Annotated in this window: 21 protein-coding genes; 11 read left to right on the top strand and 10 right to left on the bottom strand. The window is 74.9% G+C overall.

Going from position 1 to position 20,891, the window contains the following annotated elements; translation table 11 throughout:
• Positions 1–36: 36 nt before the first annotated feature.
• The 3 genes from NRO40_RS11675 to NRO40_RS11685 all read right to left on the bottom strand — a co-directional run bounded on the left by NRO40_RS11675 (position 37) and on the right by NRO40_RS11685 (position 2,895).
• The gene (locus NRO40_RS11675; protein ID WP_232791274.1) at positions 37–1,536 is read right to left on the bottom strand and encodes a sugar transferase; all 1,500 of its coding nucleotides are present in this window, start codon (positions 1,534–1,536) and stop codon (positions 37–39) included.
• Positions 1,537–1,816: 280 nt separating this feature from the next.
• Positions 1,817–2,341 (bottom strand): ATP-binding protein, encoded by a 525-nt coding sequence (locus NRO40_RS11680; protein ID WP_058945165.1) that lies wholly within the window; start codon positions 2,339–2,341, stop codon positions 1,817–1,819.
• 188 nt (positions 2,342–2,529) lie between these two features.
• Positions 2,530–2,895, bottom strand: a complete 366-nt coding sequence (locus tag NRO40_RS11685; protein WP_058945166.1) for an STAS domain-containing protein — start codon at positions 2,893–2,895, stop codon at positions 2,530–2,532.
• Between the two features lie 224 nt (positions 2,896–3,119).
• Here NRO40_RS11685 and NRO40_RS11690 point away from each other — a divergent pair, with 224 nt between their 5' ends.
• Positions 3,120–4,049, top strand: coding sequence for an RNA polymerase sigma factor SigF (locus NRO40_RS11690; protein WP_058945167.1), 930 nt, complete (start codon positions 3,120–3,122; stop codon positions 4,047–4,049).
• 784 nt (positions 4,050–4,833) lie between these two features.
• Positions 4,834–5,712 carry a class I SAM-dependent methyltransferase gene (locus NRO40_RS11695; RefSeq protein WP_058945390.1) on the top strand — a complete coding sequence of 293 codons (879 nt, stop codon included), beginning with the start codon at positions 4,834–4,836 and terminating at the stop codon, positions 5,710–5,712.
• 214 nt (positions 5,713–5,926) lie between these two features.
• On the opposite strand, the gene NRO40_RS11700 is transcribed toward NRO40_RS11695, so the two are convergent.
• The 5 genes from NRO40_RS11700 to hutU form a co-directional block, all read right to left on the bottom strand.
• Positions 5,927–6,133, bottom strand: coding sequence for a DUF4287 domain-containing protein (locus NRO40_RS11700; protein WP_058945389.1), 207 nt, complete (start codon positions 6,131–6,133; stop codon positions 5,927–5,929).
• Positions 6,134–6,216: 83 nt separating this feature from the next.
• Positions 6,217–7,503, bottom strand: coding sequence for an imidazolonepropionase (gene hutI / locus NRO40_RS11705; RefSeq protein ID WP_058945388.1), 1,287 nt, complete (start codon positions 7,501–7,503; stop codon positions 6,217–6,219).
• A gap of 26 nt (positions 7,504–7,529) precedes the next feature.
• Positions 7,530–8,864: a formimidoylglutamate deiminase gene (locus NRO40_RS11710; protein WP_058945387.1), complete on the bottom strand. Its 1,335-nt coding sequence runs from the start codon at positions 8,862–8,864 to the stop codon at positions 7,530–7,532.
• Positions 8,855–10,045 (bottom strand): allantoate amidohydrolase, encoded by a 1,191-nt coding sequence (locus NRO40_RS11715; RefSeq protein ID WP_079047548.1) that lies wholly within the window; start codon positions 10,043–10,045, stop codon positions 8,855–8,857. Before NRO40_RS11715 ends, NRO40_RS11710 begins: the two co-directional genes overlap by 10 nt.
• Positions 10,046–10,062: 17 nt before the next feature.
• Positions 10,063–11,727 carry a urocanate hydratase gene (gene hutU, locus NRO40_RS11720; protein WP_058945385.1) on the bottom strand — a complete coding sequence of 555 codons (1,665 nt, stop codon included), beginning with the start codon at positions 11,725–11,727 and terminating at the stop codon, positions 10,063–10,065.
• Positions 11,728–11,866: 139 nt separating this feature from the next.
• Between hutU and NRO40_RS11725 the strand changes: the two genes are divergently transcribed.
• The 5 genes from NRO40_RS11725 (at position 11,867) to NRO40_RS11745 (ending at position 15,771) form a co-directional block, all read left to right on the top strand.
• Positions 11,867–13,198: a type III PLP-dependent enzyme domain-containing protein gene (locus tag NRO40_RS11725; RefSeq protein WP_257375400.1), complete on the top strand. Its 1,332-nt coding sequence runs from the start codon at positions 11,867–11,869 to the stop codon at positions 13,196–13,198.
• Between the two features lie 292 nt (positions 13,199–13,490).
• Positions 13,491–13,925, top strand: coding sequence for a hypothetical protein (locus NRO40_RS11730; RefSeq protein WP_058945472.1), 435 nt, complete (start codon positions 13,491–13,493; stop codon positions 13,923–13,925).
• Positions 13,925–14,818 (top strand): transcriptional regulator, encoded by an 894-nt coding sequence (locus tag NRO40_RS11735; RefSeq protein WP_408056993.1) that lies wholly within the window; start codon positions 13,925–13,927, stop codon positions 14,816–14,818. Before NRO40_RS11730 ends, NRO40_RS11735 begins: the two co-directional genes overlap by 1 nt.
• A gap of 39 nt (positions 14,819–14,857) precedes the next feature.
• Positions 14,858–15,295, top strand: coding sequence for a roadblock/LC7 domain-containing protein (locus NRO40_RS11740; RefSeq protein WP_079047565.1), 438 nt, complete (start codon positions 14,858–14,860; stop codon positions 15,293–15,295).
• 104 nt (positions 15,296–15,399) lie between these two features.
• Positions 15,400–15,771 (top strand): hypothetical protein, encoded by a 372-nt coding sequence (locus tag NRO40_RS11745; RefSeq protein WP_058945474.1) that lies wholly within the window; start codon positions 15,400–15,402, stop codon positions 15,769–15,771.
• A 102-nt stretch (positions 15,772–15,873) separates the two neighbouring features.
• Here the strand turns inward: NRO40_RS11745 and NRO40_RS11750 are convergent, their stop codons facing one another.
• Positions 15,874–16,437 (bottom strand): hypothetical protein, encoded by a 564-nt coding sequence (locus tag NRO40_RS11750; protein WP_058945475.1) that lies wholly within the window; start codon positions 16,435–16,437, stop codon positions 15,874–15,876.
• 90 nt (positions 16,438–16,527) lie between these two features.
• The gene (locus tag NRO40_RS11755) at positions 16,528–17,385 is read right to left on the bottom strand and encodes a MurR/RpiR family transcriptional regulator (protein ID WP_058945476.1); all 858 of its coding nucleotides are present in this window, start codon (positions 17,383–17,385) and stop codon (positions 16,528–16,530) included.
• A 134-nt stretch (positions 17,386–17,519) separates the two neighbouring features.
• Here NRO40_RS11755 and NRO40_RS11760 point away from each other — a divergent pair, with 134 nt between their 5' ends.
• From NRO40_RS11760 to NRO40_RS11775, 4 genes are all read left to right on the top strand, one after another.
• On the top strand, positions 17,520–17,921 hold the full coding sequence (locus tag NRO40_RS11760) for a hypothetical protein (protein WP_058945477.1): 402 nt from the start codon (positions 17,520–17,522) through the stop codon (positions 17,919–17,921).
• 332 nt (positions 17,922–18,253) lie between these two features.
• Positions 18,254–18,688 (top strand): hypothetical protein, encoded by a 435-nt coding sequence (locus NRO40_RS11765; RefSeq protein WP_058945478.1) that lies wholly within the window; start codon positions 18,254–18,256, stop codon positions 18,686–18,688.
• Between the two features lie 101 nt (positions 18,689–18,789).
• Complete coding sequence (locus tag NRO40_RS11770) at positions 18,790–20,244, top strand: hypothetical protein (protein WP_257375401.1); 1,455 nt, start codon at positions 18,790–18,792, stop codon at positions 20,242–20,244.
• Between the two features lie 12 nt (positions 20,245–20,256).
• Positions 20,257–20,874, top strand: coding sequence for a hypothetical protein (locus tag NRO40_RS11775; protein ID WP_058945011.1), 618 nt, complete (start codon positions 20,257–20,259; stop codon positions 20,872–20,874).
• The last annotated feature ends 17 nt before the right edge of the window (positions 20,875–20,891 follow it).

Consider the following 20,891-nt stretch of genomic DNA (forward strand, 5'->3'; position numbering starts at 1 on the left):
GCCCCCGCGGGCGCCGCTGATCGCGTCATCCGTGCCTCAGTACGCTCCGCGGCCGTCGACGACGGCGCGGAGCGTACGACTCATCACATCGAGGTCGCTGCTGAACGACCAGTTGTCCACGTACTGCAGATCCAGCTGAATCGTTTCGTCCCAGGAGAGGTCCGAGCGTCCGCTGACCTGCCACAGCCCCGTCATGCCGGGCCGCACGCGCAGCCGGCGCAGCGCCGTGGCGTCGTAGGCGGCGACCTCGTCGGGGAGCGGCGGGCGCGGTCCGACCAGGGACATGTCACCCTTCAGGACGTTGACGAGCTGGGGCAGCTCGTCCAGGGACGTGCGGCGCAGGAAGCGGCCCACCCGGGTCACCCGGGGGTCGCGGCGCATCTTGAACATCAGCCCGTCGCACTCGTTGCGCGCGGCGAGGTCCTCCTTGCGCCGGTCGGCGTCCGTGACCATGCTGCGGAACTTCCACATGGTGAACGCCTCCTGGTCCCGGCCGACGCGCACCTGCCGGTAGAGGGCGGGGCCGGGCGAGTCGAGCCGTATCGACACGACCAGCAGGAGCAGCACCGGGGCGAGCAGGAGCAGCCCGAGGGCGGCGCCGCAGCGGTCGACGGCGGTCTTCAGGGCGGCCTGCGCGCCGCGGCCGAGCGGCGGTTCGACCCGCAGTACGGTGAGACCGGCGACGGAGGTGGCGGCGAGCCGCTTGACCGAGGTCTCGACCAGGCCGGGCGTGAGCGCGACGTCGAGCCCGGCGTCGTGCAGCGCCCAGCACAGTTCCCGCAGCCGGTCGCCGGTGAGACGGGCGCCGGGCGCGAGGAGCACCAGTTCGGCGTGGTGGCGCCGGGCGGCGTCGACGACGCGGTGGCCGGCGCCGCGGCCGTCGAGTTCCGGGTCGAGGCGGTCGCCGGTGCCCGTGGGCGCCGCGGCGGCACCGGCCGTACCGGTGCCGATGACGACCGTGCCGACGACGGCGTACGGATGGTCGGTGCGGGAGGCCAGCCGCTGGACGGCGGCGTCCAGCACGCCGGGCTCGCCGACCACGAGGACGCGGTCGACGGCCTGCGCGACGCGCCGGGCGGAGGTCAGGTGGCGGTGGATCCAGCGGCGGCAGACCAGCGTGCAGACCAGGCCGGGTGCCAGCGCGGCGAGCGCCGGGTACGGCTCGGGGGTCTGCGCCGTGGCGACGCTGAGGACCGCCAGCGCGGCGACGAGTATCAACCAGTCGTGCAGGACGGGCAGCGCGCCGCGCGACTCGCCCAGTTCGTCCTGCCGGTAGCGGTGCCGTAACGCCCGTACCGCGACCCACGTCGCCATGGCGACGAGGGCCGACAGCCCCGGGTGCGGCTGCCCGGTCCGGGACAGCACCAGCGCGGCGGACGCGGCGGTGACCCCGGCGTCCACGCCGAGGACGGCCGGCAGGTACCAGCGCGGTTTGGCGCGGCGGCCGGCCGCGGCGGTGTGGCGGTGTCCGGGCACGGCGGCGCGGACGCCGGTCAGCCGTGCCGCGCGGACCCCGTAGGTTCCCGTGTCTCCCAAGATTCGTACGCCCCCCCAGGCCCCGAGAACCGCGCGCCCCGCTCCGAAGGCGTGAGCGGTTCACACAATTCCTTCACGCGAGGGCACACTACGCCACACGCACGTTCTACAGAACACGTTCTTTCGTAAGCTTTCGTATACGCACCGTTTCCGGACACAGGTCAGCGGCACCCGGCAAGCGATTGCCGGGTGCGGTGCCGGACCGGTGTACGCGGGGCGCGCACGGGTGCGCGGGGGGCGCGCGAGGCGTGTCGGGGTGCGCCGGGAGTGTGCGGAGTGGCTACGCGGGCGCGGCCAGTTCCGCCCAGACGGTCTTGCCGGACGCCTCCTGCAGCCGCTGGACACCCCAGTCGAGGCACAGCCGCTGCACGATGAACATGCCGTGTCCGCCGGGCCGGCCGGCCCGGTGCGGGGTGCGGGGCGCGGGCTGGCCACTGCCCCGGTCGGTGACCTCCAGCCGCAGCGCCTTGGCGTGCAGGGAGACCCTCAACTCGTCCGGTCCGTCCGCGTGGAGGCAGGCGTTGGTGACGAGTTCCGACACGACCAGCAGGACGTCCTCGGCCGCCGCGCGCCGGTCGGCGGTGGCGGCGGGGAGCCAGCCCCAGTCGTACAGGGCCTGGCGGGTGAAGTCGCGGGCGAGCGGGACGACCCCGCTGGCGCCGTCCAGCGCGAGCCGGCGCGTCTCGCGGTGCGGCCCCCGCTCGTCGGACGCGCGGGAAGGCGCCCCCTCACGCGTGGACGGGGCGCCGGAGCCGTCCGGCTCGGGGCCGAGACCGCTCGGCGGTTGCTGCTGGGTGGCACCCATCAGCGCGTCACCTCACCGATTCACCAGGTCGCCATTACGTCGACGTCTGCTTCGTTTGCTTCGTCACAAAAAGTGTGGCCCCTCGACGGGCCACCGGGGGTGCCTTCTGCGTTCTTCTGCCCGGCCGTCCGCGGGCGACACCCCTCGGATCGGAACGCTCACCGGCCCCTGCGGGCCGTCGGCACCCCTCACTCCAGGGCATCGTCCAGTGACTCGTGGACGAGGAAGACGGCACCCGCGCCCGTGATTTCGAACACTCTGGCGACAGCGGGGCGCATCGCGGCGAGGTGTACCGCGCCGCCCGCCTCCTCCGCTCTCAACCGCGCCCCGAGGAGCACGTTCAGCCCCGTCGAGTCGCAGAACTCCAGCTCCGAGCAGTCGACCACCAGGCGGGTGCGTCCCCGGGCGATCGCCGCCTCCAGGGGCTCCCGCAGGAGGTCCGCCGTGTGGTGGTCGAGTTCACCGGCCGGCGTGAGGACCTCGCTGGGACCTTCCGTCCGGACCTCGACCTGAAGTCGGCCCTGATTCGCGCTGCCGACCGTCTCGCGGCCCATTCCGCCCCTCTTCGCCGATGCCTACGGGTCGGTAGAACCCTACGACGAATCTGCGCAGTCGGGTAGTCGAAGGTTGCCGTAAAGGGTATATACGGAACAAATGACACTTGCACCGGTGCGTGCGGACCCGGTAGGGCTAGTAGGGAACACCGACACGGCCGGCTTTGGAGGCGCCGCACACCGCAGGCTGACGTATGGGCATCGGCGGCCTTATGCCGAGAACGATGGAGGAGACCATGTCACCCCGGCTCGACGGAACGCGTACCCACGACGCGGCGTCGGCAACATCCCCGCAAGAGATCTTTTTCCCCCCCACGTCCTGCGCCCCGGGCGCGGCGCACCCCGACGGGCTCACGGACCTCCCCGAGATCCCCCCGTTCGACGAGGTGGCGCCCCCGGACGCGCGAGCGCTCTCCAAGACGCTCTTCGCGCGGCTCGAGACCCTCGAAGAGGGCACCCACGAGTACGCGTACGTCCGCAACACCCTGGTCGAGCTGAACCTCGCCCTGGTGAAGTTCGCCGCCTCCCGCTTCCGCTCCCGCAGCGAGCCGATGGAGGACATCGTCCAGGTCGGCACGGTCGGCCTGATCAAGGCGATCGACCGCTTCGAGGTCGGCCGCGAGGTGGAGTTCCCCACCTTCGCGATGCCGACCATCGTCGGTGAGATCAAGCGCTTCTTCCGCGACACGTCCTGGTCGGTCCGCGTCCCGCGGCGGCTCCAGGAACTCCGCCTCGACCTGGCCAGGGCCGGTGACGAGCTGGCCCAGGAGCTGGACCGCTCGCCGACCGTGGCCGAGCTGGCCGACCGGCTCGGCATCAGCAGCGACGAGGTCGTCGAGGGCATGGCCGCGAGCAACGCCTACACCGCCAGCTCGCTGGACGCCCAGCCCGACGAGGACGACGGCGAGGGCGCCCTGGCCGACCGGATCGGCTACGAGGACCACGGCCTGGAGGGCATCGAGTACATCGAGTCCCTCAAGCCGCTCATCGCCTCCCTGCCGGCGCGGGACCGCCGCATCCTGTCCCTGCGCTTCGTCGGCGGGCTCACCCAGTCGGAGATCGGCGAGGAGCTCAACATCTCGCAGATGCACGTGTCCCGGCTGCTCTCCCGCACGCTCGGCAAGCTCCGCAAGGGCCTCACCCTGGAGGAGTGACCCCGCAGCGCACCGCACCGGCAGGCCGCGAGGGCCCGCCCCCACCAGGGGCGGGCCCTCGCGGCCTGCCGGCATGAGGCCGGCCGGGTCGCCCGGCGCGCGGACACCGCGCGCCGGGCGACCCGGCCGGTGCGGGGGGGGCGGCGCGGGACGGCGCGCGGGCTTCGAGTGGCAGGCGGCGGGCGGACGGCGGCGGGCAGCGGGCGAACGGGCGGCAGGCAGCGCGCGAGCGGGCGGGCGGACGGCTTCGGGGCGGGTGGGCGTGCGGTGCTGGACGGCTCTGCTCCCAGTGGCGGGCGCCGGGCGGGCGCCCGGGGGGACGGCACTGAGCGGCGCGCGGGCGGACGGCGGGCGGCGGGCAGCGCGCGAGTGGACGGCAGGTGGGCGGGATCCGGGGCGGACGGCGGGCGGACGGACGACCGACGTGCGGACGGCGCGTGCGCACGGTGTGCTGACGGCGGCGGGCAGCGGGCGGGCGGGATCCGGGGCTGGCGTGTGGGCGGCGGCGGGCTCCCCGTGGCGGGCCCGGTGGGCTCCCCGAGGGAGCGGGCGTGCCGGGGACAGCGGGCGGCGTGGCGGATGGGCTCCCCAGGGGGCGGCCCCGGGCGGCGTGCGGGCGGCTCGGGGCGGGCGGACGACCGGCGTGCGGACGGACGACCGGCGGACGGGCGACGAGCGGGTGGCGGCGGGTGGCGGGCGGGTGGCGGGCGGGTGGGTGGGGCGGGCTCCGCGCGTCCCGCGCGATAGCCGGGCGCGGCGCACCGGGCGCTGGTTGGGTGGGGGCATGACGACCACTCACCCCGAGGACTTCCTGCGGGCCTTCCACGCCCGGTGGCCCGCCGTCACGGCGGAGACGATGGGGCGCGGACGCACCCCCGACGGCCGGTCCAGTTACGAGCTGCTCTGCGAGCGGGCCACCGGGGCGCGCTCCGTCCTGGACCTGGGCTGCGGGGACGGCGTACTGCTGGAGCTGCTGGCCCGCGCGGGGGTGCCGACCCTCGCCGGCGTGGACCTCTCGCCCGAGGCGCTCGCCCTGGCGCGGCGCCGGGCCGGGGTGCCCGCGGGCGCCGCGCTGGTGCGGGGGCGCGCGCAGCGGCTGCCCTTCGCGTCCGGGACGTTCGACGCGTGCCTGTCGCACCTGGCGCTGATGCTGATGGGCGAGGTCGAGCAGGTCCTCGCCGAGGTGGCGCGGGTCCTCGCGCCCGGCGGGACGCTGGCGTGCGTGGTCGGCGGCGGGGCCGTCGCCGACGACGACGCGTACGGGACGTTCCTGCGCCTGCTGCGGCCGGTCGTCGACGCGCTCCCGCCCGAGCGGCGCCTCCCGCGGATCGGCGACCCGAGGACGCGCGACGCCGGGGCGCTGGGCGCGCTGCTGCGGGCCGCCGGCTTCGGGCCGCTGGTGTGGGAGAGCGTCCCGCTGCGGCTCGACGGGCCCGTGGCGGACGTGTGGGCGTCCGTGTCGGGCTACTACGACCTGGGGCCGCTGCGGCCGCCTGAGGTCGAAGCCCTGCGGACGGCGTTCCTCGCGGAGGCGGAGCGGATCACGGGACCGGACGGAAACGTCCCGTGCGCCGTGCGGCTCCACCTGGCCCGCACGGCCCTCCTGCCGCCGGAGACCCGGCCGCCGGCCGCGCCCGCTCACGCCGGGGCCGCCCCGGCTTGAGGGGCTGCCGCCGCCGGGGGGTGCCTCGCCGACCTGAGCGGCAGGGCACCCCCTGGGGCCTGTCTTCCGGGTCTTGCCGGGCTCGCGGCGTCCGGCACGCACGCTCGCCGCGTCGTCGTCGGTCGCCATGGCTCCGCCGTGACTCCCTCCTCCGCCGTGCGATCGCGCGCACCAGACGCCGCTCCCCGATCCGGCCTGATCCGAAGGACAGGCCCTAGGCGCGTTCGGCCAGGGTGTGGGCCACCAGGGCGTTGGCGTGGCCGTGTCCCAGGCCGTGCTCCGCCTTGAGCCAGGCGACGAGCTCCATGTGGCGGGTGAGCGGAGAGGTGCGGATGAGCTCCTGCCACTCCGCCACCGGACGGCCGTACTTCTTCTCGATGGAGGGGAAGTAGCTCGCGGGGCCCTTCACCGGCTGCGTCATCGTCTCGTCCTTCTTCCTGCTGCTTCCTGCTGCTCGCCGCGGCGGTCGCCGTCAGGAGGGGAGACCCGCGCCGGCCGCGGAACTCATCGGTCCCACGGCATCGGATCCGGACGGCCCGTCACGCGCCTGCCCGCCCGCCAGACCGCCGCCACCAGCGGGACGCCGGGCCGGTACGCCAGGTGCACGGGGGACGGGGCGTCCAGGAGCGCCAGGTCCGCGCGGGCCCCGACGGTGAGGCGGCCGACGTCGGTGCGGCGCAGGGCCGCCGCGCCGCCCGCCGTGGCGGCCCACACGGCCTCGTCGGGCGTCATGCCCATGTCCCGTACCGCCAGGGCGATGCAGAACGGCATCGACGACGTGTACGAGGAGCCGGGGTTGCAGTCCGTGGACAGGGCGACGGTCACGCCCGCGTCCAGCAGGCGGCGGGCGTCCGGCCACTCGGCGCGGGTGGAGAACTCGGCGCCGGGCAGCAGGGTGGCGACGGTGTCGCCGCTCGCGAGCGCGTCGACGTCCTGCTGCGTCAGGTGGGTGCAGTGGTCGGCGCTGGCCGCGTCCAGCTCGACGGCGAGCTGCACGCCGGGCCCGTACGACAGCTGGTTGGCGTGGATCCGCGGGTGCAGGCCGCGGGCCTTGCCGGCGGTCAGGATCGCGCGGGCCTGGTCGCCGTCGAAGGCGCCCTTCTCGCAGAAGACGTCGATCCAGCGGGCGTGCGGGGCGCACGCGTCGAGCATCGGGCCGGTGACGAGGTCGACGTAGCCGGCGGGGTCGTCGGCGAAGTCCGGAGGGACGACGTGCGCGCCGAGGTAGGTGACCTCGTCGGTGTGGCGGGCCGCGAGGCGCAGCGCCCGCTCCTCGTCCTCGACCGTCAGGCCGTAGCCGGACTTCGTCTCGAAGGTGGTCGTGCCCTGGCGGAGCGCCTCGTCCAGGTGGCGGGTGAGGGTGGCCTCCAGCTCCGCGTCCGGGGCGGCGCGGGTGGCCGCCACGGTCGTGCGGATACCGCCCGCCTCGTACCGCCGCCCGGACATGCGGGCGTGGAACTCGGCGGTGCGGTCGCCGGCGAACACGAGGTGGGAGTGGGAGTCGACGAAGCCGGGGATCACGGCCCGGCCGGCCGCGTCGACGCGGTTGTCGGTGGCGGGTGCTTTGCTGGACGCACCGATCCAGACGACGCGGTCGCCCTCGATGGCGACCGCCGCGTCCCGGATCAGTCCGAGGGGGGATCCGTCACCGAGGGAGGGGTCGTTGGTGACCAGGGCGGCGATGTCGGTGATCACGGTGGTGGCGGTGGCCGCCGCCGCGACGGCGCTGTTCGCCGTGTGGGGGCCGGTGCGCGCCGGGGCGTTGTTCGTGGGTTCGTTGCCGCTGTTCATGGTGGGGGGTTCCTCCTTCGGCCGGGTCAGGCGTGCAGCGCCGCGATCGAGTCCCGCAGGGCCCGGGCGACGTCCGGTACGAGGGCGTGGACCCCGTCCCGTACGACGTGGCGGCCGGCGACGACCGTGTGGCGCACGTCCGCTGCCGACGCGGCGAATACCGCCGTCTCGGCTGCCAGACGCGGTTGGGGTCCCGCTGTCCTGACGGTGTCGAGGGCGATCGTCGTGAAGTCGGCGAGCGCCCCGGCCTCCAGCCGGCCCGCGTCGGGCCGGCCGAGGGCGGCGTGCCCGTCGGCGGTGGCGGCGCGCAGCAGCGCGGCGGCGGTCCAGTGGCCGCGGGTGCGGGAGCGGAGGCGTTCGTCGAGCTCCATCGCCCGCGCCTCCTCCAGCAGGTCGATGACGGCGTGGCTGTCGCTGCCCAGCGACAGGGGCGAGCCGGCCCGCTGGAGGGCGACGGCCGGGCCGATGCCGTCGGCGAGGTCCCGCTCGGTCGTCGGGCACATGCACGTCCCGGTGCCGGAGCCACCGAGCAGGGCGACGTCCTCGTCGGTGAGGTGGGTGTTGTGGACGCCCGTGGTGCGCGGGCCGAGCACGCCGTGGTCGGCGAGGAGCCGGGTCGGGGTGCGGCCGTGGGCGGCGAGGCAGGCGTCGTTCTCCGCGGTCTGCTCGGAGAGGTGGACGTGCAGCGGGGCGTCGCGGTCGGCCGCCCACCGGGCGACGGTGGACAGCTGGTCCGCGGGGACGGCGCGTACGGAATGGACGGCCGCGCCGATTCGTACCCCGTCCCGCTCCTTGAGGCCGGCCGCGCGCTCGGCCCACGCTTCGGCGGTGCCGTCGGAGAACCGCAGCTGGTGCCGGTCGGGGGCGGCGCCGAAGCCGGAGGACAGGTAGGCCGTGTCGAGGAGCGTGATGCGGATGCCCGCCTCGCCGGCCGCCGCGATGAGCGCCTCGCCCATGGCGTTGGGGTCGGCGTACGGGACGCCGCCGGGGGCGTGGTGCAGGTAGTGGAACTCCCCGACGGCCGTGATGCCGGCCAGCGCCATCTCCGCGTACACGGCGCGGGCGAGGGCGTGGTAGCTGTCGGGCGTCAGCCGGGAGGCGACCTGGTACATGGTCTCGCGCCAGGTCCAGAAGGTGCCGGAACCGACCTGGACGGTGCCGCGCAGGGCCCGGTGGAAGGCGTGGCTGTGGGCGTTGGCCAGGCCCGGGAGGGTCAGGCCGCGCAGGGTCACGGCGCCCGGTGGCGGGGTCGCGGTGCCGGTGCGCACGGCGGCGAGGCGGCCGTCCGCCACGTCGAGGGCGACGCCCGGCTCCACGTGGGTGCCGAGCCAGGCGTGTTCGCACCAGTAGGTCAGGCGCACGCGAGTCCCTCCAGTACGTCGGCGAGGGCGAGGACGCCGGCGACGCAGTCGTCCTCGGTGGCGTGCTCGGCCGGGGAGTGGGAGACGCCCGTGGGGTTGCGCACGAAGAGCATCGCCGTCGGGACGGCGGCGGACAGGATGCCCGCGTCGTGTCCGGCGCCCGTGCCGAGGACGGGGACGCGGCCGCCGAGGAGCTTGCCCAGCTCGTCGCGGAGTGCGTGGGCGAACTCGACGACGGGGGTGAAGGACTCGCGGACCACGGCGAGGTCGACGCCCTGGCGGTCGGCCGCCTCCCGGGCGGCCGCCTCGACCCCGGCGACGACCCGGTCCAGGGTCGTCTGGTCGGCGGCGCGGGAGTCGAGCCAGCCGCGGACGACGGAGGGGATGGCGTTCACGCCGTTCGGCTCGACGGAGACCTTGCCGAAGGTCGCGACCGCGCCGGCGAGTTCCGCCTCCCGGCGGGCGGCGAGGACGGTCTGCGCGTACGACAGCATCGGGTCGCGCCGGTCGGCGAGCCGGGTGGTGCCCGCGTGGTTGGCCTCGCCCCGGAAGTCGTACCGCCAGCGGCCGTGCGGCCAGATCGCGGAGGCGATGCCGACGGGGTCGCCCGACAAGTCCAGGGCCCGGCCCTGCTCGACGTGGAGTTCGACGAAGGCGCCGATGCGGGCGAGCCGCTCCGGGTCGGGGCCGATGGCGTCCGGGTCGTACCCGGCGGCCTCCATGGCCCGGGGCAGCGTGACGCCGTCGGCGTCGCGCAGCTCGTGCGCGGCCTCCTTCGTCAGCTGCCCGGCCGCGAGCCGGGAGCCGACGCAGGCGAGGCCGAAGCGGGCGCCCTCCTCGTCACCGAAGTTGACGATCGCGAAGGGGCGGCGGAAGCGGACCTGGCGGGAGCGGAGTTCGTCGAGTGCGGCGAAGGCGGAGACGACGCCGAGGGGGCCGTCGAAGGCGCCGCCGTCGGGCACGGAGTCCAGGTGCGAGCCGGTGACGACGGCGTCGCCGGCCGTCGGGTCGCCGAGCCAGGCCCACTGGTTGCCGTTGCGGTCGACCTCGTAGTCCAGGCGGCGGGCCTCGGCCTGCATGCGGAACCACAGCCGGCAGTCGGCGTCGGCCCCGGTCCAGGCGAAGCGGCGGTAGCCGCCCGTGGCGTCGCTGCGGCCGAGGGGCCGCAGCGACCGCCACATGGCGTGGAAGGTGTCGCTCACGCGGAGCCGTCCTCACGCATCGGGACGCGGACGCCCTTCGCGTCGGCGACGGCGACGGCGCTGTCGTAGCCGGCGTCGACGTGGCGGATCACGCCCATGCCCGGGTCGTTGGTGAGGACGCGACGGATCTTCTCGCCCGCCAGCGGGGTGCCGTCGGCGACCGTGACCTGGCCGGCGTGGATCGAGCGGCCCATGCCGACGCCGCCGCCGTGGTGCAGGGAGACCCAGGAGGCGCCGGAGGCGACGTTGACCATGGCGTTCAGCAGCGGCCAGTCGGCGATGGCGTCGGAGCCGTCGAGCATGGACTCGGTCTCGCGGTACGGGGAGGCGACGGAGCCGCAGTCGAGGTGGTCGCGGCCGATCGCGAGCGGCGCCGCGAGCTCGCCGGAGGCGACCATGTCGTTGAAGCGCTCGCCGGCCCTGTCGCGCTCGCCGTAGCCGAGCCAGCAGATGCGGGCGGGCAGGCCCTGGAAGTGGACGCGCTCGCCGGCCAGCTTGATCCAGCGGGCCAGCGACTCGTTCTCCGGGAAGAGGTCGAGGATCGCCTTGTCGGTCTTGTGGATGTCGGCGGCGTCGCCCGAGAGGGCGGCCCAGCGGAAGGGGCCCTTGCCCTCGCAGAAGAGGGGGCGGATGTAGGCGGGGACGAAGCCGGGGAAGGCGAACGCCCGCTCGTACCCGGCGAGCTGCGCCTCGCCGCGGATGGAGTTGCCGTAGTCGAAGACCTCGGCGCCGGCGTCCATGAAGCCGACCATGGCCTCGACGTGGCGGGCCATCGACTCGCGGGCGCGGGTGGTGAAGCCGGCCGGGTCCTTGGCCGCGAGGGACGCCATGTCGTCGAAGTCGACGCCGACCGGCAGGTAGGAGAGCGGATCGTGGGCGGAGGTCTGGTCGGTGACGATGTCGACGGGCGCGCCCTCGGCGAGCATCCGCGGCAGCAGTTCGGCGGCGTTGCCGAGGAGGCCGATGGACAGGGGGCGGCGGGCGTCGCGGGCCTCGGTGGCCAGCTGGAGGGCGTGCTCCAGGGAGTCGGCCCGCACGTCGAGGTACCGGTGCTCGATGCGGCGCTCGATGGCGCGCGGGTCGCAGTCGACGCAGATCGCGACGCCGTCGTTCATGGTGACGGCGAGCGGCTGGGCGCCGCCCATGCCGCCGAGGCCGGCGGTGAGGGTGATCGTCCCGGCGAGGGTGCCGCCGAACTTCTTCGCGGCGACGGCGGCGAACGTCTCGTACGTGCCCTGGAGGATGCCCTGCGTGCCGATGTAGATCCAGGAGCCGGCCGTCATCTGGCCGTACATGGTGAGGCCGAGCTGCTCCAGGCGGCGGAACTCCTCCCAGTTGGCCCAGTCGCCGACCAGGTTCGAGTTGGCGATGAGGACCCGGGGGGCCCACTCGTGGGTCTGCATGACGCCGACGGGGCGGCCGGACTGCACGAGCATCGTCTCGTCCTGCTTGAGCGTGCGCAGCGTGCGGACCATCGCGTCGAAGGAGCGCCAGTCGCGGGCGGCCTTGCCGGTGCCGCCGTAGACGACGAGCTTGTCGGGGTGCTCGGCGACCTCGGGGTCGAGGTTGTTCTGCAGCATCCGCAGGGCGGCCTCCTGCTGCCATCCCAGGGCGCTCAGTTCCGTACCGCGCGGGGCCCGTACGGGGCGGGGTCCTGACATGGGGATGCCTCCTCGGTTGCTCGGCCTGGGGCCACTGGGACGACGCTCACCGTGTTGAGCGGGTTATTCACATCCTGAAGGACTGAATAGTTGTAGTCAACAGCTGCGCGGCGGCAGAACGGGTGTTTGGCTGGGTGCCATGGCTTCCGACCGTCGTGATCAGGCCGTCCGCGCAGCCGTCGCCCACGCGCTGCTCTCCGACTCCGCACCCGTCGCCGCCCTCCTCGACACCGCCGGCGTCCGCGCCTCCGCCGCCGCCCTCCGCGCCGCCTTCGCCGCCGTCACCGACGCCCCCGTCCTGCACGCCTTCGCCGTCAAGGCCGCCCCGCTCGTCCCCGTCCTGCGCCTGCTGCGCGAGGAGGGGCTCGGCGCCGAGGTCGCGAGCCCCGGCGAACTGGCCCTGGCCCGCGCTGCGGGCGTACCGCCGCAGCTCACCGTCCTGGACTCCCCCGCCAAGACCCCCACCGAGCTGCGCGAGGCCCTCACCCTGGGGACAGCCGTCAACGCCGACAACCCCCAGGAGCTCGCCCGGCTCGACCCCCTCGTCGCCGCCCTCACCGGCGCCGGCGGCACGCCCCCGCCCGTCGGGCTGCGCGTCAACGCCCAGGTGGGCGGCGGCTCCATCGGCGCCCTGTCCACCGCGACCGACACGTCCAAGTTCGGCGTGCCGCTGCGGGACGACGGCGCCCGGGAGTGGATCGTGCGCGCCTTCCTGGAGCGCCCCTGGCTGACCCGGCTGCACACCCACTCCGGCTCGCAGGGCGTGCCGCTCGCGCTCATGGCCACCGGGGTGCGGGCCGTGTACGAGCTGGCCGAGGAGATCAACGCCGCGGCCGGGCGGCACCAGGTCGACACCGTCGACATCGGCGGCGGCCTGCCGGTCAACTTCGCGTCCGAGGAGGAGACCCCGACCTACGCGCGGTACGCGCGGCTCCTCGCCGACGAGGTGCCCGGGCTGTTCGACGGGCGGTACGGACTGGTCACGGAGTTCGGCCGGGCGCTGCTGGCCAAGCACGGCACGGTGCTCGCCCGCGTCGAGTACACCAAGACCTCCGGCGGGCGCCCCGTCGCCGTCGCCCACGCCGGCGTCCAGGTCGCCACGCGCACGGTCTACGACCCCGCCTCCTGGCCGCTGCGCATCGTCGCGTACGACGCCGCCGGGCGGCCCAAGTCCGGGCCGCCCCTCGCGCAGGACGTGGCCGGGCCGGCCTGCTTCGCGGGCGACCTCCTCGCCGTGGCACGACCGCTGCCGCGGCTGGAGCCGGGCGACGTCGTCGCGGCGCTCGACACCGGCGCGTACTACTTCGCCCACCACTATGCCTACAACTCCCTGCCGCGGCCGGGCGTCTACGGCTACGAGCTGGAGCCGGACGGGACGGTGCGGTTCGCCACCGTGCGGTCGCCGCAGCGGCCCGCGGAGATCGTCGCCGAATCGGGCGGCGAACACCGGGACGCTCTGGTACGCCGGTAGCGGCACGGGCACCGGCGGCGGGGCGGGCGCGGCGCGCGCGTGCCCGGCGGGCGCGTCGCGCGGGGCGGGCGCGGCCCGGGGCGGCCCGGCCGACGCGTCGCGCGGGGCGGGTTGCGGGGCCTGGCGGGGCGGGCGCGGCGCGCGGGGCGCGGGTGGGGCCCGGGGTGGCGGAGCCTACCGCGCCGGGGGCACGTTCCAAGGGAAAATGCCAGAAGTCCCACCCGTGGGCAGAGCGTTGCGTAACGTCTCCATCACTGAGCCGTTCGCGTCTGCGCCATGGGAGGGGAGCCGCGTGCCCGGAATCGACGAGTGCCTGGTCGAGGCGATGGCCCTGCCGGGGGCGCGCGGGGCGGCTCTCGTCGACTGGACCAGCGGGCTGGCCCTCGGCACGATCGGCGAGTCCCCCGTCGGCGACCACGAGACCTCCGCGGCCGAGGCGGCCGAACTGGCCCGCGCCGCCGCCGAGTACGAGTCCTTCACCCCGTCCACGCCCGCCGCCTCCCCCGCCGATGCCGCCACCGGTGCCGGCCCGGAGGGCGACGACGACGGGGGCGCGCCCGTCGAGGACCTCATCGTCACCACCCGCACCGGCTACCACGTGCTCCGGTTCGTCACCACCAACTTCGACAGCAGCCTCTTCCTCCACCTGTGGCTCGACCGCACCACGGGCAACCTCGCGCTCGCCCGATTACGCCTGCGCGACCTCGCCGAACGGCTGGTGCTGTGATGGCCGGCGTCGTCTCGCCGATGCTGCGGCGCCTCGCGGCGGACCGGGCCACGGGCGCCCTGGTGCGCGACCACGGCACGCTCTACCTCCTGGACGGCCAGGTCGTGCACGCCGAGAGCCCCGTCGCCCCCGGCCTCGACATCCTGCTCGCCGGCGGCAGCGACCGGCGCTCCGCGGGCCCCGCGCACGGCGGGCGGATAGGCGACGGCGAGCGGGAGATATGCCGGCTGGGCGCCCTCTTCGACGCCGCGTTCTTCGCCCTCGCGCCCGGCCGCGGCCCGGCCCGCTTCCGCTACGGCCACCACCCCCGGTACGCAGGCCCCGGCCGCCCGGTGCCCGCCGCCGCGATCGAACGCGAGACGCTGCGCCGCCGCGAACTGCTCGACAGCGTCTGGCCGTACCCCGCCCTCGACGCCGCCCCGGTCGTCCCGCGCCCCGCCGCGCCCGGCCAGACGGTCACCGCCCGCGGCCGCGCGCTCCTCGCCCGCGCGGACGGGGTGCGCACCCCGGCGCAGCTCGCGTGGGTGCTGGGGCGGCCCGCCTTCCACACGCTGCTGGAGATCCGGCGGCTGGCCGCCGCCGGGCTGGTCGAGACGCCCGACCCCGCGCCGCCCTCCGCACCCGCCGGCGACCCCACCGCTCCCCAGCCCACCGGATCCCCGGCCCACCGGCCCACCGGCCTCCCCGCCGGACTGCCCGACCTGCCCGCCGGGCCGCCCACCGGGCTCCCCGCCGGCCTTCCCGGCCGACTGCCGCCCGGCTTCCCGGCCCACCGGCCCGCCGCCCCGCCCGCACCCGAGCACGCGCCGCCGAGCAGCCCCACCACCGCGACCGATCCCCCCGACATCGCCCTGCTCCGCCGAGTCCGTGACGCTCTGGAGGCACGCCTGTGACCACCCGCTCCACCCCCCTGCCCTCATGAGGGGGGCGTCATGAGGCGCGCCCTGCGGCAGCGCGCCGAGAGGAGACAACTGATGACGGCCGAACCGTACGTACTCGGCGAGCTGCGCCGGCTGCGCGCCCGCGTCCCCCAGCTGACGGGGGCGCTCGCCGCCAGCGTCGACGGGCTGGTCCTCGCGCAGGACACCGGCGACGTCGAACCGGAGGGCGTCGCCGCCCTGACGGCCGCCGCCCTCGGCGTCGCCGTGCGGCTGAGCGACGCCACGGGTCGGGGCGGGTTCCGCGAGCTGCTCGTCCGCGGCGAGCACGGCTACGTGGCGACGTACGCGGCGGGCGGCACCGCCGTCCTGACCCTCCTCGCCGAGCCCCGCGTCAACGTCGGCCGGCTCCACCTGGAGGGGCGCCGCTCCGGCGCCCGGATAGCGGAGCTGGTCGACGGCGCCCTGGAGCGGCCCGAGACCGCCCCCTGACCGCCCCTGCCCCCTGCCGGCCGAACCCCTGCCCCTGAACCCGCTGAACCCGCCGACCCGCTGATCCCCTCGATCCATCCCCGTAGGAAAGGAAGTGCGCGTACATGAACGCGGAGACCGCCCTCAAGGAAGCCACGACCCTCATCGACGGCGCCATCGGCGCCGCGCTCGTCGACTACACGAGCGGCATGGCCCTCGGCACGGTCGGCGGCGGCAAGGACCTGGACCTGACCGTCGCCGCGGCGGGCAACACCGACGTGGTCCGCGCCAAGGTGCGCACCATGGAGATGCTCGGCCTCAACGACGAGATCGAGGACATCCTGATCACGCTGGGCACCCAGTACCACCTGATCCGGCTGCTCAAGGGACGCGGCACCAACGGCCTGTTCCTCTACCTGGCGCTGGACAAGGGCCGCGCGAACCTGGCGATGGCCCGCCTCCAGCTCAAGCGGATCGAGAACGAACTGGAGGTCTGAGCCCCGCCCCTCCCTGCCGCGCCCCGCCCCGCCCCGGCGCGCGGTCCCGGCGCGTCGCGGCCCCCGCCAGCGCCCGCCGCGTCCGCCGCCCGCCCGCCGGGTTCAGCGGCGCCGCGCCCCGCCGGGCGCGGCGTCGCCGGCGGCGATTCCCGTCGTCCGGTACGCGGTGACGCGCGGCCCGGCCGGACCGCCCGCGCCCAGCCGGTCGACCGGCACCCACAGCAGCAGGTCCCCGGCGCCCTCTCGGCGCCCGAGCCACGACGCCTTCAGCCACAACCCGGCGCCCAGGCCGGCGACCAGCAGTCCGACCGCCCCCGGCACCAGGAACGACGAGCCCACGGCCACCGCGAAGGCCAGCAGCAGCCACCACCGCCGGGCCCGCCGCCAGACGCGCACGGTCACGGCCCGGTCCTGCAGGACGTCGGCGCGGGCGGCCCGCCCGGCGGCGTCGGCGAGCCGGACGTACCGGCCCCGCCGGGTGAGGGCGGCCACCGCCGCTGCGACCAGGAACAGCGCGGCCCCGGCCAGCAGGCCGATGCGCCGCCCGGTCAGCCCGGGCACCAGCGCTCCGACGCCGGCCCCGAGGATCCCCGACCACCACAGGGGCGCCGCCCCGGCCCGTACCGCCACGGCCACCCTCGCCAGCGCCTGTCCTCCGCGCGCCACGTCCGTCCTCCTCTGCTCGGCTGCGTTGCGGTGCGCGCGGCAGGGTACAGCCGGTCGGTGAGATTTCCGTGAGAGGCGCCGGACCGGCGCCTACTCGACGAACAGGCCCCGCGCGGCCGCGCCGGCGTCGAACTCCTCCAGGCGGGCCTGGGCGTCGGGCAGGCCGTCGCACATCGCCTCCAGCAGGGCCCGGCCCAGCAGCATCGGCGCGCACGCCGTGTCGAAGGCGAGCGCCGTGCCGACGGCGGCCGGCAGCAGGACGTCACTGTGCCCGGCGACCGGCGCGAACGCCGAGTCGGCGACCGTCACCACCGCCAGTCCGGCGCCCCGGGCGTACTCCAGCGCCTCGACGACCTCCCGCGGGTGGCGGGGCAGGGCGAAGCAGAGCAGGGCCGTGGCACCGGCGCGCACCGCGGCGTCGACGCGGTCGGTGAGCATCGAGCCGCCCTCGTCGAGGAGGCGCACGTCGGGGTGGACCTTGGCGGCGAAGTAGGCGAAGCCGCGCGCCTGGGCGGCGGCGGCGCGCAGGCCCAGCACCGGCAGCGGGCGCGAGGCGGCGAGGAGCGCGCCGGCCCGCTCGACGGGCGCGGGGTCGGCGAGGAGTTCCGCGAGGTGGCGCAGGTTCTCGATCTCGGCGTGCACGGCCTGCTGGTACTCGTTGGCGGGCGGGCCCTCGGCGGCGCCGTCCCCGGCCGGGCGGCCGGGCTCGGCGGGCGCGACCTCGCGCAGGTGGCGGCGGAGCGCCGGGTAGCCGTCGAAGCCGAGGGCGACCGCGAAGCGGGTCACCGACGGCTGGCTCACCCCGGCCAGTTCGGCGAGCTCCACGCTGGACAGGAACGGCACGTCGGCGGCGCGCCGCACCATCCAGTGCGCGATGCGCCGCTGCGTCGGCGTCAGCCGGTGGCCGTCGAAGAGCGTCTGGAGCCGTGCGCCCGGGGTGTCGCTCATCCGGACCCCCTCCTCCACCTCGAATCCATTCAGTCACCCCTGTGACTGAATAGACCATATGCAAGAGGGCGGCCCGTACGAAACCGGGGGCTAACCCCACCGACAGACCGCCCCCGCGGACCTAGCGTGGGGGCATGGACGCCCACGACACGGACCTCAGGCGCGACCTGGACGCCACCCTGCACGCCCGCCGCGAGCTGGGTGACGCGTACGAGACGGCGCTCGTCGAGTCCTTCCTGGAGAAGGTCGACGAGCGGCTCGACGCCTCGATCGACCGCCGCGTGCGGCGCCGGCTGGCCGAGCGCCGGTTGGACGCGGCCCGCGACGACCCGGGCGGCCCGCGGGAGGACGGCGGCGGCTACGGCGAGCGGTTCGGCTTCGCGACGGTCTCCCTCGTCCTCGCCGTACCGCTCTCCGCGATCGGCGCGGCCCACGCGGGCCTCAAGGGGCTGGTGGTCGCCTGGCTGGGCATCGTCGGCGTGAACGCGCTGCACGCCCTGCGGGACCTGCCCCGGCCGTTCGCCGACCGCGACTAGCGTGTGCCGGCCGCGGCCGGCGTGTACCGACCGGCCCGCGTGTACCGACCGGCCCGCGTGTACCGACCGGCCCGCGTGTACCGACCGGCCCGCGTGTACCGACCGGCCCTTTCCGGACACCCCCGGGGCCCGACCGGCGCGGCCCCACCGACCCCACCAGCCCCTCCACCTTCTCTACCGGATTCTCACAAGTACGCAATTCCCGCAGCACACGGCCGAGTTGATACCGGGAACCGCAGCCGCTCCCCCTGCGTGATCCTTTCTGGTGCCTTACGGTGCCGGACATAGAATGCGACGCAAAATCGTGATCGAGCATCGGGGGTCGGCGCACCATGGGGTTCGACGAGGAATGGGCCCAGCTGCGGGCCGAGGCGGCGGAGCGGCAGGACACGGCGATGCGGCTGAACCAGCTGCCGGCCGACCAGGGCGGCTCGGGCGGGACGGGCGGCGGGAAGCTGGTCTCCTCCCCCGCGGAGAAGAAGGCCGCCGCCAACACCATCGAGACGCGTCTCGTCCCGGACACCAAGAAGGCCACCGACTTCGCCGACGAGGCCACCTCGACGGCCATCGGCAGCCTGAAGGACTGGCAGACCTCGACGGGGCTCAAGACGGTCCAGGAGACCTGGGACAAGCAGGTCAAGACGCTCGTCGACCGGCTGAACCGCGAGAAGGGCGCCCTGCGCGCCACCGTCGCCACCCTCGGCGGGGTCGACGTCGAACGCCGCCAGCGCATCCAGAGCGTGCCGTCGAGCCTCGACGCGTACTGAGCCGCGCCCTCCGCGCGTGCCCGGCCCCGGCACGTACCGAGCCGCCGCCGCGCGCCCCGCGCCCCCACGCCCCGCCGCCCCGCCGCCCGTAGGGAAAGAGAATGCTGACGTACCACGACGTCATGTCCGCCGACTTCGGTCCGCTCAACGCCGCAGCGGACAAGTGGCAGAAGATGGCGGACGAGATCCACAAGGTGGAGAACGCCTACCGGGACAGCGTCCAGAAGATAACGATGGGCCAGACCTGGCTCGGTGACAGCGCGACCGCGGCGCACACGAACTTCGCCGCGACCCGTTACGAGTACCAGGCGGCCCAGACCCAGGCGAAGGCCACCGCCACGCTGCTGCGCAACGCCCACCAGCAGTTCACCGAGCTGAAGAAGCAGCTGGAGAACGCGCGCGCCGACGCCGTGAAGGCCGGCATGAAGGTGTCGGAGCAGGGCAACGTCGCCTACGACTGGGACAAGCTCACCCCGGCCGAACGCGAGGCCGCCCGCCACGACCCCGACCACGCCTCGACGGTCCGCGCGAGCGAGCAGTCCTGGCGGGAGTACATCGCGTCATGCGTGAAGGCGGTCAACGACGCCGACACGGACCTGAAGAAGGACCTGGAGTCCGCCGTCAAGGACGGGTACGGCGCGAAGAACGACGAGACGCTCGGCACCGGCTTCAACGGCGACGCCGGCAAGGTCGCCGCCGCCGACGACAAGCAGAAGCAAGACCGGATGGAGCTCAACGCCCTCAAGATCCGGGACAACGAGACGCTCGAGGACTGGCTGCTGCGACTCCAGCGCGACGGCGTCGAGAAGATCACCGGCAGCAAGCAGCTCGCCGACCTCTTCGCCGCCGTCCAGAAGGGCACGATCACCGCTGGTGCCTTCGCGAGGGCCGTCGGCGTGAGCTTCTCCTCCGGCCGGAAGTTGTACAAGTACCTCAAGGCCGACAAGCCGATCACCGCGGCGGGCACCTTCATCGGCAGCCGGGTCAACATGCGGGTGGCCTCAGCGGCTCCGGGCAGCTTCTGGAGCCGCCTGCCTCCCAACCTGGTGACCGCCCTCACCGGGTCGGACGAGGCCGCGCGCCTCGGCTCGTACATGAAGAACAACACGCTCGTCGTCCCGACGGCCGCGGAGTCCAACCTGATCCGGGTGGCGCAGAACGGCGGGCTGGCCAACGCCGCCAAGGCCGCGGGATGGCTCCGCGGCACGACGCTCGTGGGCAACGTCGCGGCGACGGCCTACGGCATAGCCAATCTGACGACGTACAACTCCGACATGATCAAGGCCGATCCCGCCAAGTTCGCCACGGACCTCAGCGGCACGGCGTTCAATGCGTCGATGACCGCGCTCACGGTGGCGCCCAGCCCCGTCACGGTCGGTTTGGCCATCGGCACGGGCGTGGCCTACGCCGGCTGCCTGATCTGGGACAACCACGAGGCGATCGGCAAGGGTTTCGAGAAGGCGGGGGACTGGGTCGGCGACAAGGCCTCGGACATCGGGGACGGCATCGCCAGCGGCGCCAAGAAACTCGGCAGCGCCCTCAACCCGTTCGACTGACGACGAGGAAACATGCAGACCACCATCACCCCGTTCACCCTCGCGGCGTGGAAGGCTGAGAGGACCCCGGGCGTCAGGCGCCGGCAGTTCGGATGGCTGGGCACGTCCCCGGACTTCGGCGACATCCGCGTCATCTGGCCGGCGCTCCCGCACATCGACAGCCACATCGCCACGGAAGTCCACGGCGGGAGCATCCCAGCGGCCCTGTACGAGGTGCGCGGCCTGCACGTGGAGCTCATGGACATGCCGACCTTGAACCGGGCGGAGCTCCGGGTGGGCGACGGCCGTGTGCAGATGAGGCGCAACCGGTGGGCCTCGACCCGCCGGGGCCGCTCCCTGCGCATGACCTACCTGGGCGACGGCTACCGCCTGACGGCGATCGACCGCCGGTCCTACACGCTGACCCGGGAAGCCGGCGCGGAAGATCCCGGCAGCACCATCAAGGTGCGCCAGGCCGGCACCGGGAAGAACAAGAGGATCACCGTGGAGGCGAGCGGTCGCGTACTGCCGGCCGACGTCTCGCTCGCGGTCCTCTTCGCCGGGGTCGACCGGGCGGTCCTCACCAAGAGGGGCGCCGTCCGGGCCACCTTCTCCCGGCTGTTCGGCTTTTGGGCCGAGACCTACTCCTGACGTGCCCGGATGCCCGC

Source organism: Streptomyces changanensis, from assembly GCF_024600715.1.
In the GTDB taxonomy this organism is placed as follows: Bacteria; Actinomycetota; Actinomycetes; order Streptomycetales; family Streptomycetaceae; genus Streptomyces; species Streptomyces changanensis.